The organism is Bradyrhizobium sp. WSM4873, assembly GCF_055811355.1.
In genome coordinates this window covers 143,901-156,883 of the sequence record NZ_JBVVPS010000016.1, presented here as the reverse complement: position 1 = coordinate 156,883, position 12,983 = coordinate 143,901, and the positions used below count along the sequence as shown (strand labels likewise).

Genomic DNA, 12,983 nt, shown 5'->3' with positions numbered 1-12,983 from the left:
ATGAGATTGGTTCTGTTGGGGCCGCCAGGCGCAGGCAAGGGCACGCAGGCGACGAGGATCGTGACTCGATTTGCGATCCCGCAATTGTCGACCGGCGACATGCTGCGCGAAGCGGTCGCGCAAGGCACGGCTGCGGGATTGCGGGTCAAGCACATCATGGATCGCGGTGAACTCGTGCCCGACGATGTCGTGGTGTCCGTGATCGCCAACCGAATCGATCATTCCGACGCGGCAAGCGGCTTTATCCTTGACGGCTTCCCGCGCACGGTCGCCCAGGCCGAAGCGCTCGATCGGGAACTCGCCACCCGGGGCATCAAGCTCGATGCCGTGCTCGAGCTCGAGGTCGACGAAGGTGCGCTGCTCGACCGCATCAAGGGGCGCGCCGACGAGGCGGCAAGCCGAGGCGAGCCGGTGCGCCGCGACGATAATCCCGAGGTCTTCAAGACCCGGCTCGACGTTTATCGCGAGCAAACCGCGCCGGTCACGCAATACTACCGGTCTCAGGGACTGCTCAACATCGTCGACGGTTTGCAGCCGATTGACGCCGTGACCGAACAGCTCGCCGCGGCGCTTGCGGCAGTAACGTCCGATCAGATCAGGAGTGATGTCAGATGAAAGCGTTTACCTTCCAGGCGCCGCCCAACATCCTGTTCGAGGCAGGCGCCTCGAAAAAGCTGGCGGAGTTGGTCGCTGGATACGCGGCAAAACGTGTCCTGCTGGTGACCGACAAGGGTGTACGCAATGCCGGCCTGACGAAGAACGCCGAGGCTGGCCTGATTGCCGGCGGCTGCGAGCTGACAATATTCGAGGACGTGGAGGCGGATCCGCCGTCGCATATCATCGAGCGGGCGGTCGCACTTTGCCGTGACAAGGACATCGAGCTGGTTGCCTCGATCGGCGGCGGCAGCGCGCTCGATACCGCGAAATTGGTGGCCTATCTGGCCAAGACGCCTGATCGCCTCGAAGATATCTACGGCGTCGGTCTTGCCAAGGGCGAACGCCTTCCGCTGCTGCTGGTGCCGACAACGGCCGGAACGGGCTCGGAGGTGACCCCGATCGCGATCGTCACCACGCCGACGACTGAGAAAAAGGGCGTCGTTGCGCCCCGCCTGCTTCCGGACTGGGCGATCCTTGATCCGGAGCTGACGCTCGGCCTGCCCGCGCATGTCACCGCGGCGACCGGCATCGACGCCATGGTCCATGCCATCGAAGCCTATACCAGCAAGCACCGGAAGAATCCGATGTCGGACCAGTTGGCGCGGCAGGCTCTCGCGCTCCTGTCGGCGAATGTCCGGACGGTCTGTGCGGACGGATCAAATCTCGAAGCGCGGTCGCAAATGCTGCTGGGTTCGATGCTGGCCGGCATGGCGTTCGCCAATTCCCCGGTTGCCGCCGTGCACGCGCTGGCCTATCCGATCGGCGCGCTGTTCCACGTGCCGCATGGCCTATCGAATGCCTTGGTGCTGACCCAGGTGCTGCGGTTCAATTTGCCGGAGGCAGAAGGCCTCTACGCCGAACTGGCGCCGATCGTCGATCCCAAGTCGGAAGGAATGAGTGTCAGCCAGCGGGCACGGCTGTTCGTCGACGCGATCGCAGCGATCTGCCGCGACTGCAACGTGCCAGCCTCGCTGGCCGACGTCGGCATTGCGAGGGGCGACCTGAAGAAGCTTGCCGAGGACGCGATGAAGCAGACGCGGCTTCTCGTCAACAATCCCAGGGAGTTGAGCTTCGACGATGCGCTGGCGATCTACACCGAGGCGTTCGGCAACCGCGCGGCAGCCTGAACGGGCACAAAGAGTGAGTAGCATGAGTGAGAACGACAAATCGGCTTCCGCCGATTCCGATCCCGGCCTCGAATGGGCGAAGCTTTGGCAGACGATGGCGGAATCCTCAAACCGCATGGTCGAGGCGTGGTCGGGGTCGATGGCACCGTTCATGATGGCGCGTCTGTCCGAGAAGCCGGGTGGATTTGGCGACGGCAACGAATTGTCCGCGGCGATCGAGCGAATGGCGCAGGGGCCGCGGCTTGCCGACGTCTGGGACATCGACCGGAAAATGGCGTTGGCCTTTGGCGCCTGGATCGAGATGCGCCAGCGGCTTGCGAGCTACAATGCGGTTGCCGCCGCGCCCTGGCCCGAAGCGTCGAAGCGGTTTTACGAGACGATGTCCGCAACCGGTAGCGGTGGCTCCCCACCTCCGGACTGGCGCGAGGCGTTCGCCAAATGGAGCGAAATCTCCAACGAGGAACTTATCCGTAACCAGCGCACCGACGGCTTTTTGCAAGCTCAGAAAGAGCTACTCCAGGCAGGACTCAAATTACGGAGCCGGCAGGATGACGTGGCTGAAGCGGCGTCAGCCATGTTGGGCCTGCCGACTCGCAAGGATTTCGACGATGTGACGCGGCAATTGACCGAACTCCGCCGTGAAGTCCGTACGCTCTCCCGCCAGATGCGCGATCAGAAGAGCGAAGGCGCACGATGAGCGACCAGGAGAATCAGACCTCGCGCTTCGCCCGCGACATGGCGGCCAACGCCGAGAAAATGTTCAAGGCGACACAGCTCATCGCCAACACGCGGGACGAAGACGTCGTCATCGGCACGACGCCGAAGCATCTCGTGATGCGCCGCGACAAGGTCGAGCTGTTCCACTACGAGCCGCTGGCGGAAGCGACCGCGAAGACGCCCGTCCTTTTGGCCTACGGCCTGATCGGGCGGTATACCATGGCTGATTTACAGCCGGACCGTTCGCTGGTGCGCAGCCTGCTCTCAAAAGGGCTCGATCTCTGGCTGATCGACTGGGGCCAGCCGGGCCGAACCGAGCGATGGCTGAAGATTGATGATTACGTCGATGACTACATCGATGCCGCGGTCGACCGCATCGCGCAGGAAACCGGCCATGACAAGATCACGCTGCTCGGCATCTGCGAAGGCGGCGTCTTTACGACGTGCTACGCCGCTCTGCATCCGGAGAAGGTGAAAAATCTCGTCATCACCATCACCCCGATCGACTTCCATGCCGACGTCAACGACAACGCCGCGCACCACGGTTTCCTCAATATCTGGACCCGGAGCCTCGATCCCGATGACATCGACAAGCTGGTCGATACCTATGGCGTGCTGCCGGGCGAGTTCATGAGCTCGGTGTTTTCGATGATGACGCCGATGCGCTCGCTGACGAAATACAATGTCGATCTCATCGACGTCGTCGATGACGAGGCGAAGTTCATGAATTTCCTCCGCATGGAAAAGTGGCTCGCGGACCGTCCGCATCATCCCGGCGAAGCGGCAAAGCAGTGGCTGAAGGATCTCTACCAGGAGAACCGCTTGGTCGATGGCAGCTTTGAACTGTCCGGCCGTCGGGTCGATCTGAAGTCGATCACGGCTCCGGTGCTGAATGTTTTCGCGCTGGACGACCATATCATTCCGCCGGACTGCTCGCGTGCGCTCGCAGCGAAGATCGGCAGCACGGATTACACTGAAATTCCGCTGCCCGGCGGCCATGTCGGCCTGTTCGTCTCCAGCAAATCACAGGGCAAGCTGAGCCAGAGCATTGCCGACTGGTTGGTCGCCCGCGACGCCAATCCCGGAAGTGAAGCCTGATGCGCAACAAGATCGTCGACGCCGCCGAGGCGGTGGCCATCATCCGTTCCGGTGACACCGTCGCGTCGTCCGGCTTCGTCGGCGTGGGAACGCCCGATGAGATCATCAAGGCGCTGGAGCGGCGCTTCGTGCAGACCGGAGAGCCGCGGGACCTTTCGCTGGTGTTCGCGGCGGCGCCGGGGGACGGCGCCGATCGCGGCCTCAATCGCCTGGCGCATCCCGGCCTGATCAAACGCCTGGTCGGCGGACATTTCGGCCTGGTTCCGAAGCTCGCCCGGATGGCGGTCGACAATCACGTCGAGGCTTATAACTTGCCGCTCGGATGCGTATCGCATCTGTTTCGCGAAATTGCGGGGCGCAAGGCTGGGCTTCTCTCCAAGGTCGGGCTCGGCACCTTCGTCGATCCAGTCAACGGCGGCGGAAAGCTGAATGCGCGCACCACCGAAGAGCTGGTGCGGTTGATCGAAATCGACGGCGAGCAATGGCTCTTCTACAAGGCTTTTCCGATCAACGTTGCGATCATCAGAGGTACCACCGCCGACCACAACGGCAACATCTCGATGGAAAAGGAGGCGCTGACCCTCGATAATCTGGCGCTGGCAACGGCCGCCAAGAACTGCAAGGGATTCGTCATCGCGCAGGTGGAGCGCATCGCCGCCTCCGGCTCGCTCAATCCGCGCCATGTCAAAATTCCGAGCGTCTTGATCGACTGCGTCGTCGTTGCGCAGCCCGAAAACCATGTCCAGACCTATGCCACCGGCTACAACGGCGCGTTCTCGGGTGAATTGCGTGCGCCGGCCGATCGCAATGTTCCGATGGCGCTGGATAACCGCAAGATCATTGCGCGCCGCTGCGCCCTGGAACTGCCGATGGGCGGCGTGGTCAATCTCGGCATCGGCATGCCCGAGGGCGTTGCGTCGGTTGCCGCCGAAGAGAAGCTATTCGACTTTGTGACGCTGACCGCCGAGCCCGGCATCATCGGCGGCATTCCGCAAGGCGGCCTCGATTTCGGCGCTTCGATCAATGCAGAATCGATCATCGACCAGAACCAGATGTTCGATTTCTACGACGGCGGCGGGCTCGATCTGGCCTGTCTCGGCATGGCTCAGGTCAATGGCCGCGGGGACGTCAACGTCAGCCTGTTCAATGGCCGCCTGGCCGGCGCCGGGGGCTTCATCAACATATCCCAGAATGCGCGGCGGCTGATCTTCGCAGGCACCTTTACCACCGGCGGCCTCAAGACGTCGGTCGTGGATGGTCAGCTCAAGATCCTCGGCGAAGGCAAGTCCTCGAAATTCATCGACAAGGTGGATCAGATCACGTTTTCGGGCAAGCTTGCCGCAATCAACAGGCAGCCCGTTCTCTATGTGACGGAGAGATGCGTGTTCCGGCTCACTTCCGAGGGTCTCGAACTGATCGAGATCGCACCAGGTATCGATATGGAGCGCGACATTCTCGCGCTCATGGGTTTTCCGCCCATCATCCGCTCGCCGAAATCCATGGATGTTTCGCTGTTCAGCGAAGCGCTGATGCAGCTCGACGACCGGCTGCTCAATCGCCCGCTGGCGGAGCGGCTGTCATATGATGCCGATCGCAACACGCTGTTTCTCGGTCTCGACGGCTATCGAGTCCATTCCGACGCCGATGTCGAGGTGATCCGGGCCGCCATCCTCGAAATCTTTAACCGGGTCGGACATCGGTTTTCCGCTGTGATCAACTACGATTCGTCCGATATCGCGTCCCACATGACGGACAAGTGGTTTTCGATGGCCGCCGAAATCGAGCGGACCTGCTACGATCATGCCTCGCGCTACACCACCAGCGCATTCATGCGCCTGAAGCTCGGCGACGCGCTGTCCCGCCGCGACGTCGCACCGCATATCTTCGAAACGTCGGCCGATGCCCACCAGTTTGTCGAATAGACCGATGGGGCTGAAATCCACCGAGTTGCGCCCCGCGGACTGGCCTGTAGGACGGCAGAGGGCGCCCGAGCGCACCGGATCGGTGCGCGGGCTGACCCGGCGCAGTTTCCATCGCATCGCATTCACGGATTGGGGGCCGACGCCCGCGGTGCGGCCGGTGCTCTGCGTCCATGGGTTGACCAGAAACGGTCGGGACTTCGATCACCTCGCCGCAGTTCTCGCGATGGCAGGGCGGCAGGTCGTCTGCCCGGACTTGCCGGGCCGCGGACAAAGCGAACGGCTGCACGACAGCAGCGACTATGCCTTGCCGCAATATTGCAGCGACATGACCGTGTTGATGGCAGCTCTTGGTGCAACGGAGATCGATTGGGTTGGAACGTCGCTGGGCGGCCTGATCGGGATGGTGCTGGCTGCCCTTCCGGGCAGTCCGATCCGTCGCATCGTCATCAACGATATCGGACCCTATCTGCCCTGGACCGGATTGCTTCGCCTCGGCACCAATCTCAACGATGCTCCAAAATCCTTTGAGACAATCGAACAAGCCGAAGGCTACTACCGGCGGGTTCTCGCGCCCTTCGGGCGATTGGAGGATGCGCACTGGCGGCATCTGACGACGCATAGTGTGGTCTGGAGCGCGGAGGGGCGCTGTTTCAGGCCGCTGTGCGATCCGAGTATCGCCCATGCCTTTCGAAATCCTTGGCACTACAGCGTCGATCTCTGGAAATACTGGGACGCGATCGACGTCCCCATTCTTGTGATACGCGGGCAGCAATCGGATTTGCTTTCCGAAGGCGTCCTCAGGGACATGATGCGGCGCAATCGCAATGTCCGCGTTCACACCGTCGCAGACTGCGGGCATGCGCCGGCCCTGATCGCTGACGAACAGATCGAGGTCGTGACACAGTTTCTGAGCGGCCACGACTCCACTTGACGCTGAGCGCTTTGTGAATTGCTCACTCGCTTTTCCAGATCCTGCCCTCGACCGGTCTTGAAAATTTCTCCCCACTAAATGAGGTAGGTGTAGCTGTCTTTAGAACGCGCCGCTTTTTCTTCCGCTTCAGGCGGGAACAGCTCCGCAACGTCGGCAAATTCCTCGTGCTCGACACCCACTTGCGAACTCGTGCAAGCATCTGCATGTTTGACATCGTCGGCGGTCACGAGAATCCCTAGGCGACGACGGCAATGATGACAAGGAGAACCGCATGATCAAGATCAACCTGATGTACCCATACACCGAAGGCGCGCGCTTTGACCACGCCTACTACCGCGACCGGCACATGCCGATGGTAAAGGCCAAGCTGGGAAGTGTCTGCGCCTACTACACCGTCGAGAAGGGCCTGGCCGGCAGAGCGCCCGGTGCGCCGCCCGCCTACGTGGCGATGTGCGCTTTCATCTGTACTTCGGCCGAGGGCTATCAGGCCGCCGTGGAGGAGCACGCCGCCGAGATCCGGGGCGACCTCGCCAACTACACCGACATCGTGCCGGTGCTCCAGTTCAGCGAGGTTGTCGTCGAGCGGTCGGATCGTTGAACGCACCGGATCGGGCCCGGCGACACCCGGGCGCCTGGTATCGGCCGTAAGCACCGGTAACACACTCGCCAGGACCATCCGGCTGAGAACGCAAATAACATAAGGCGGCCAGGTGATGCATCGTCGGTCGTGCGGGATCGAGATCATTTGGTACCTGCAAATGCATCGATACATTTTCCGTTCTTGAGAAATCCTGAGCCGAGGTGTCTTGCGAGCAGCGAGGCGATTGGTTTGATGGTGAATGTCCATCGAGACGGCATTGCCTACTCACGACTAAACCGGATCTGTCGTTGGAAATCTCCGTGCATGTTGTTGCGAGTCCTGTCGAATGGCCTCGCTTGATTAGGCGGATAAAAATATTGAACGTGCGCGGCGTGCGAGCGCGATGGCTCGCGATGCGTTTCGTGACGCGATGGGCGGAGCGCTGTGTGAGTACGATCCGCATGTGTGAGTGCGCTCGCTTGAATCGTACTCACATCCGGAATTTCAACGCCGAACTTTTACATGTGTTTTCAATGCGCGATTAAAAATTTTCCTGAAGAATCAGGACTCTAACTTCTTCTGTAAGTTATTGTAATTGCTTCGTCTTTTAGTTTTGGTGCCCCTGGCCGGAATCGAACCAGCACTCCTTGCGGAACTCGATTTTGAGTCGAGCGCGTCTACCAGTTCCGCCACAGGGGCCCTCGGTCGGCCCTAAGCGGGCGTCGCGAAGCCGGCGGACTATAGCCATGGACCAAGCGGGGTCAACCCGCGCCAAAGTGATCCCGGCCGTTCTCGACAGCCGCATGAGCCGGGGTTACAGCCTTGGAAAGCGACCCATCGAAAAGAGGCTGCCGTGACGACCCAGAGTGCCGCAATACCTGCGTTCAAACCGGCGGCGACGAGCCCCGCGCTGGCCGCTTCGCTCGCGGTCGCACTGACGGCAGCCGCGACCATCGCGGGCGCCTGGTTCTTCCAGCTGGTGCTCGGGATCGTGCCCTGTCCGCTCTGCCTGGAGCAGCGCTACGCCTATTACCTCGCGATCCCGCTCGGCCTGCTCATCGCACTCGCGGCGCGGGGCGGTGCGCCGAGGCCGCTGCTGTTCGCGGGCCTTGCGATCCTTGTGCTGGCGAGCCTCGCCAATGCCGGACTCGGCACCTATCACGCCGGCGTCGAATGGGGTTTTTGGAAGGGACCGACCGACTGCTCCGGTCCCGTGGTCAATCTCGGCAGCGCCACCGACCTGCTGTCGCGGCTCGATACCGTGAAGGTGATCCGCTGCGACGAGGTGCAGTGGCGCTTCCTCGGCCTCTCGCTTGCCGGCTACAATGTGCTGATCTCGCTCCTGATGGCTGCGATCGCCGCGTGGGGATTCGTTGCGACGGCGAAGCGCTGAGGCTCAATCATCCACATCGTCCTGCGTCCGGCCGAACAGGTGCACGATGCCTGGCGTCGCGATCGTCACGAAGACGAAACGCGAGAGGTGATGTGCGCCGACGAAGATCGGGTCGATGTGCAGCGTCAGGGCCAGCGCCAGCATGGCGTCCATCGCGCCCGGTGCGTAGGCGACCACGACGTCAGAGAATTTCACCTGCGTGGTGAGCGCCACGATGCCGACGAAGATCGCGGAGACGGCGATGGCCACTGCAAACGAGCCCAGCGCCGCGTTGATGTGGCCGGCAAGCGTCTTGATCCGCATCCGCGCGAAGCGGCTGCCGATCAGGGCGCCGATGCCGACCAGCGCCACGCCGCGTACCCAGTCCGGCAGGCCGCCCTCGACCCAGCCTGCGCCATGCAGCACGCTTGAGCCGATCATCGCGCCGAACATCCAGCTCGCCGGAAACTTTATCAGCCGCAGGACGAGCGCCGCGGCCAGCGAGGCCGCGACCAGCTCGACCAGGTCAAGCGGCGAGGCAATCGTCGTCGTCAGCGACGGCGCGACGGAGGGCGCGACGCCGGCGAACGCCAGCACCATCGGCAGCGCCGCGGTGAGGATGATGACGCGCATGGTCTGCACCACCGCGATGCCCGGCAAATCGGCGCCGCGCTCGACCGCCAAAATCGTGATCTGCGACAGCGCGCCGGGGCTGCCGGCGAGGAAGGCCGAGGTGCGGTCCCAGCCGTGGATGCGCTGGAGATAATAGCTGGAGCCGAAGGTCGAGCAGAAGGTCGCGAGCGCGAGCAGCCCGATGGTGAGCGGATAGGCACTGACCTGTTGAAGCAGGTGGCGCGAGACGACTGATCCCAACGAAATGCCGAGCAGCACCAGCACGGTCTGGGTCAGGATCGGCGGCAGCGTCAGCTGGCGACCGGCGATCGCGGCGATCCCGACCGCGATCATGGAGCCCGAGATCAATCCCCCCGGAAGGCCCGCGAGCAGAAACACGAGGCCGCCGGCGGTGCCGATGACAAGCGTTTCCACCGTGCTCAAGATCTTGGCACGGCTCGGCCATTCGAACGGCAGGGAGGCGGTGATTTGCTTCACACCGCCTTATCGCAAATCAGCGAGAGACGCACAATTGCGGCCACGTCATGCCGCAATGCGCGCGCCTCTCGCCGAAGCCGCGAGCAGGGGGAAGGATTTACTTCTTGTCCGCAGCCGGCGCGGTCATGCCGGCCTTGGCGGTCTTGATGCATTCAGAGCGGAATTTCTTGCGCTCCTTGCCGTGCAGGCCCTTGGCGTCGGCCTGCTTGGAGCATTCGAGCGACTCGGCCGAGTGCTCCTTCGGTGCCTTCTTGTCCAGCGGGGCGGCGGTTGTGGTCTTGGCGTCGGTCTTTGCTGCCGGCGCGGCGGTCTGCGCGTAGGCGTTGCCGGTGGCGAGCAGGGAGGCGAGAGCGACGACGGCGAGGCGAGATGTGAAGGTCATGGTGCTGCACTCTTCTTGCGGGAATTGCGAAGGGCGCGAAAGTCGGCTGGCGTTGCTGAACGCGACATGAATAATTCGAACGTGGAGGGTCACTATATTTTGGCGGCAGCAGCCATCGCTTCCTTGTCGCGAGCGGGCGGCACGCTAGGATAGCAATCCTCGGTTCACTTCCCTCGGGGGAAGATCAAGGAGGAGACCAAGGATGACCATTCAATCAAAGTTGCTGTGTGCAGTTGTGCTGTCGGGCTTTGCCGCGCTGGTGGCAAGTGCGCCGGCGCAGGCGCTGACCTCGCAGGAGTGCAGCGCGAAATACCAGGCCGCCAAGAAGGACGGCTCGCTCGGCACCACGAAGTGGAATGACTTCCGCAAGGCCCAGTGCGGCGCGGATGCGACGCCAGCGGCTGCACCAACCGCGGCCGCTCCTGCTGCGCCCGCCGCTCCCGCCGAGCCGAAGCAGGCGAAGAAGGAGGCCGCCCCGGCTGCTGCGCCGACCCTGCCGGCCGGCCCCGCGATCTACCCGAACGCGGTCGATCCGAAATACGCCAAGGAGACCCCCGGCAAGGGGCGCCTGCACACCTGCGTCGACCAGTACAACGCCAACAAGACCACCAACGGCAATGGCGGCATGAAGTGGATCGAGAAGGGCGGCGGCTATTACAGCGAATGCAACAAGAAGCTGAAGGGCGCCGCCTGACGCTTCAAGACGACACAGAGGCCGGAGCCAAGCTCCGGCCTCTTGCTTTAATCCAGTAGCTTCTCGGCCGATTTCGCCACGAGCTGCGATCGCTTGCGCGGGCCGCGCTCGACGAACAGCAGGCTCTGGCCGAAGATGAAGCAGTAGAACAGGAAGGCCTGCGCTTCGGCTGCCTCGGTATCGAGGCCGGTCGCGCGATAGAGTTCGGCGACGTGCTTCAGCCGCGCCGCGTCCACGTTCGCCACCGCTGCCGCGGCGCCCTCGTCCGAGCGGGCCCATTGCCGGATCGCAAGCTCGATTGCCATCCCGTCCGGATTGAGTCGCTCCGAATAGAGCTGGATCACCGCCCTCAGCCGTTCACGGGGCTCCTGGCCATCGAGACTCGTCTGCTGCGCGATCGCCGTTGAGCGCCCCTCGCGCCACCGTTCCAGCATGGCACCGAGCAGCGCGGCACGGTCGGCGAAGCGGCGGTAGAAGCCGCCCTTGGTGACGCCCAGGTTCTTGGCGAGCACCTCGACCCGAACCCCCTCGATCCCCGATCGGGCGAGCTCGGTGAGCCCTGCCTCGACCCAGATATCGCCTTTGCCGTCACTCATGCAGGAAGCCTCGCCGATTCTTGATACGGTGCCGTATTGCTAACGCGGGAGGAGGTTGATACGCTACCGTATCAATAACCAAAGGCAGAAAAGGCCAGGGAGAATTGCGATGGAGCGGGAGGCGACCTATCGCGGCACGGTCTACCCGTGGCAGTGCGATCACGTCGGCCACATGAACATCATGTGGTATGTCGGCAAATTCGACGAGGCCAACTGGAATATGTTCGCCCGCCTAGGGCTGACGCCGAGCTATCTGCGTGCCTCCGGCCGCGGCATGGCCGCCGTGCAGCAGAACATCACCTACAAGCGCGAGCTGCTCGCCGGCGACATCGTCGAGATCCGCAGTTGCCTGCTCGAGATACGCGACAAATCGATCCGCTTCCGGCACGACATGACCAATGCCGAGACCGGCGAGATCGCCGCGTTCTGCGAGATCGCGGGCGTGCACATGGACCGTAGCCAGCGCAAATCGGTGCCGTTCACGGATGCCATACGCGAGATCGCTTTGAGGCATCTCGCCGAGCCGGCGGAGGCCTGAGCCATGGCTGCATATGAGCCGAAGAACCCGGGCTATCGCGCGGCTGCCATCGCCATGTTCGACGGCCAGCCGGCGATGCACACGCTCGGCATCGTGATCGTCCGCCTTGCGCCGGGCGAGGTCGAATTGGCCATGCTGCATTCGCCGGCCTCACGCAGCAGAACGGCTTTGTCCACGCCGGCATCGTTACCGCAGGCCTCGACAATGCCTGTGGTGTCGCCGCCTTCACCCTGATGCCGCGCGAGGCCGATATCCTCACCGTCGAGTTCAAGACCACGCTGCTCGCGCCGGCGCGGGGCGAGCGTTTCGTCTTCAAGGCAGAGGTGGTCAAGCCCGGCCGCACGCTGACCTTTTGCGAGGCAAAGGCGTTTGCCGAGCACGAGGGCAAGGTCACGTTGATCGCCATGATGACTGGGACGCTGATGGCAATGCTGCCCCGCGTTGCGGCTTCGCACGAGCCGACCCCGATACCCGCATAGCGTGGCGATGACATCGGCTCTGCGACACTCTATATGAGCTGTAACAATTCCCAGTCTCGAACCGTATCGACGGAGATGGGACCGAAATGGAACGAGATATGGCTGGATTCAGGAACAAGGGCCTTGTGCCGACGCGGCGCGCGGCGCTGACGCTGATCGGGGCGGGCGCCCTTGTAGCGGGTGGGATCACTTCGGCGCGCGCGGCGACCGACGAAGACGAAGTGCTCACAGAAGCCAAGGTGCTGCGCGACCCCGATGTTCCCGTCGCCGGCAATGCCGACGGGAATATCAGCATCATCGAATGGTCCGACTATAACTGCCCCTATTGCCGCAAGCTCGAGCCCGAGTTGCGTCAGGTCATCCAGGACGACGGCAAGGTCAGGCTGGTGATGAAGGACTGGCCGATCCTCGGGCCGGTCTCGGTCACGGCGGCGCGGACGGCGCTCGCGGCGAAATTCCAGGACAAGTACCACCAGGCCCATGACGCCATGATGGGCGTCAGCTCGCGCCTGACCGAGCCGCGCATCAACGAGTTGCTCGCGGCCGCCGGTGTCGACATGGATCGGTTGAAGCGCGATCTCGCCGACCGCGCCAAGGACATCGACGCCGTGCTCAAGCGCAACAACGAGCAGGCCGAAGCCTTCGGTTTCCGCGGCACGCCGTCCTTCATCGTCGGCAAGTACCGCGTACCGGGCGTGCTGAGCATGAACGAGTTCGAGCAGGTCATCGCCGACGCCCGCAAGGCCAAGATGAACTGAGCCGAGCGGTATTTACCGCGCA

15 protein-coding genes, 1 tRNA gene and 1 pseudogene are annotated in these 12,983 nt (G+C 62.9%); 12 read left to right on the top strand and 5 right to left on the bottom strand.

What is annotated here, in order from left to right; genetic code table 11:
- From AC0L21_RS21715 to AC0L21_RS21690, 6 genes are read left to right on the top strand one after another with little or no spacing between them, the layout of a single operon-like run.
- Nucleotides 1-615 carry an adenylate kinase gene (locus AC0L21_RS21715; RefSeq protein WP_473263860.1) on the top strand — a complete coding sequence of 205 codons (615 nt, stop codon included), beginning with the start codon at nucleotides 1-3 and terminating at the stop codon, nucleotides 613-615.
- Nucleotides 612-1,784 (top strand): iron-containing alcohol dehydrogenase, encoded by a 1,173-nt coding sequence (locus AC0L21_RS21710; protein WP_473263859.1) that lies wholly within the window; start codon nucleotides 612-614, stop codon nucleotides 1,782-1,784. The genes AC0L21_RS21715 and AC0L21_RS21710 overlap by 4 nt, the downstream gene beginning before the upstream one ends.
- A gap of 22 nt (nucleotides 1,785-1,806) precedes the next feature.
- A complete protein-coding gene (locus tag AC0L21_RS21705) occupies nucleotides 1,807-2,481 on the top strand; it encodes a poly(R)-hydroxyalkanoic acid synthase subunit PhaE (RefSeq protein ID WP_473263858.1) in 675 nt (224 codons plus the stop codon).
- The gene (phaC, locus tag AC0L21_RS21700) at nucleotides 2,478-3,599 is read left to right on the top strand and encodes a class III poly(R)-hydroxyalkanoic acid synthase subunit PhaC (RefSeq protein ID WP_473263857.1); all 1,122 of its coding nucleotides are present in this window, start codon (nucleotides 2,478-2,480) and stop codon (nucleotides 3,597-3,599) included. The genes AC0L21_RS21705 and phaC overlap by 4 nt, the downstream gene beginning before the upstream one ends.
- On the top strand, nucleotides 3,599-5,521 hold the full coding sequence (locus tag AC0L21_RS21695) for an acyl CoA:acetate/3-ketoacid CoA transferase (protein WP_473263856.1): 1,923 nt from the start codon (nucleotides 3,599-3,601) through the stop codon (nucleotides 5,519-5,521). Before phaC ends, AC0L21_RS21695 begins: the two co-directional genes overlap by 1 nt.
- Before the next feature lie 4 nt (nucleotides 5,522-5,525).
- The gene (locus AC0L21_RS21690; protein ID WP_473263855.1) at nucleotides 5,526-6,452 is read left to right on the top strand and encodes an alpha/beta fold hydrolase; all 927 of its coding nucleotides are present in this window, start codon (nucleotides 5,526-5,528) and stop codon (nucleotides 6,450-6,452) included.
- A 74-nt stretch (nucleotides 6,453-6,526) separates the two neighbouring features.
- Here the strand turns inward: AC0L21_RS21690 and AC0L21_RS21685 are convergent, their stop codons facing one another.
- On the bottom strand, nucleotides 6,527-6,679 hold the full coding sequence (locus tag AC0L21_RS21685; protein ID WP_473263854.1) for a hypothetical protein: 153 nt from the start codon (nucleotides 6,677-6,679) through the stop codon (nucleotides 6,527-6,529).
- A gap of 44 nt (nucleotides 6,680-6,723) precedes the next feature.
- Here AC0L21_RS21685 and AC0L21_RS21680 point away from each other — a divergent pair, with 44 nt between their 5' ends.
- The gene (locus AC0L21_RS21680) at nucleotides 6,724-7,050 is read left to right on the top strand and encodes an EthD family reductase (protein ID WP_473263853.1); all 327 of its coding nucleotides are present in this window, start codon (nucleotides 6,724-6,726) and stop codon (nucleotides 7,048-7,050) included.
- A gap of 596 nt (nucleotides 7,051-7,646) precedes the next feature.
- Here the strand turns inward: AC0L21_RS21680 and AC0L21_RS21675 are convergent.
- A tRNA-Leu gene (locus tag AC0L21_RS21675) sits at nucleotides 7,647-7,731 on the bottom strand.
- Between the two features lie 154 nt (nucleotides 7,732-7,885).
- Between AC0L21_RS21675 and AC0L21_RS21670 the strand changes: the two genes are divergently transcribed.
- On the top strand, nucleotides 7,886-8,425 hold the full coding sequence (locus AC0L21_RS21670) for a disulfide bond formation protein B (protein ID WP_473263852.1): 540 nt from the start codon (nucleotides 7,886-7,888) through the stop codon (nucleotides 8,423-8,425).
- A 3-nt stretch (nucleotides 8,426-8,428) separates the two neighbouring features.
- Here AC0L21_RS21670 and AC0L21_RS21665 read toward each other — a convergent pair whose 3' ends face one another.
- Complete coding sequence (locus tag AC0L21_RS21665; RefSeq protein WP_473263851.1) at nucleotides 8,429-9,514, bottom strand: AbrB family transcriptional regulator; 1,086 nt, start codon at nucleotides 9,512-9,514, stop codon at nucleotides 8,429-8,431.
- Nucleotides 9,515-9,611: 97 nt separating this feature from the next.
- Complete coding sequence (locus tag AC0L21_RS21660; protein ID WP_473263850.1) at nucleotides 9,612-9,896, bottom strand: PsiF family protein; 285 nt, start codon at nucleotides 9,894-9,896, stop codon at nucleotides 9,612-9,614.
- A 202-nt stretch (nucleotides 9,897-10,098) separates the two neighbouring features.
- Here AC0L21_RS21660 and AC0L21_RS21655 point away from each other — a divergent pair, with 202 nt between their 5' ends.
- Nucleotides 10,099-10,590 carry a hypothetical protein gene (locus tag AC0L21_RS21655; RefSeq protein ID WP_473263849.1) on the top strand — a complete coding sequence of 164 codons (492 nt, stop codon included), beginning with the start codon at nucleotides 10,099-10,101 and terminating at the stop codon, nucleotides 10,588-10,590.
- Nucleotides 10,591-10,637: 47 nt separating this feature from the next.
- On the opposite strand, the gene AC0L21_RS21650 is transcribed toward AC0L21_RS21655, so the two are convergent.
- Nucleotides 10,638-11,186 carry a TetR/AcrR family transcriptional regulator gene (locus AC0L21_RS21650; RefSeq protein ID WP_473263848.1) on the bottom strand — a complete coding sequence of 183 codons (549 nt, stop codon included), beginning with the start codon at nucleotides 11,184-11,186 and terminating at the stop codon, nucleotides 10,638-10,640.
- Between the two features lie 109 nt (nucleotides 11,187-11,295).
- Here AC0L21_RS21650 and AC0L21_RS21645 point away from each other — a divergent pair, with 109 nt between their 5' ends.
- The 3 genes and pseudogenes from AC0L21_RS21645 (at nucleotide 11,296) to AC0L21_RS21635 (ending at nucleotide 12,961) form a co-directional block, all read left to right on the top strand.
- The gene (locus AC0L21_RS21645; RefSeq protein WP_473263847.1) at nucleotides 11,296-11,724 is read left to right on the top strand and encodes an acyl-CoA thioesterase; all 429 of its coding nucleotides are present in this window, start codon (nucleotides 11,296-11,298) and stop codon (nucleotides 11,722-11,724) included.
- Between the two features lie 3 nt (nucleotides 11,725-11,727).
- Nucleotides 11,728-12,203 (top strand): annotated as a pseudogene (locus AC0L21_RS21640) (PaaI family thioesterase).
- A 98-nt stretch (nucleotides 12,204-12,301) separates the two neighbouring features.
- Nucleotides 12,302-12,961: a DsbA family protein gene (locus tag AC0L21_RS21635; RefSeq protein WP_473263846.1), complete on the top strand. Its 660-nt coding sequence runs from the start codon at nucleotides 12,302-12,304 to the stop codon at nucleotides 12,959-12,961.
- Nucleotides 12,962-12,983 lie beyond the last annotated feature (22 nt).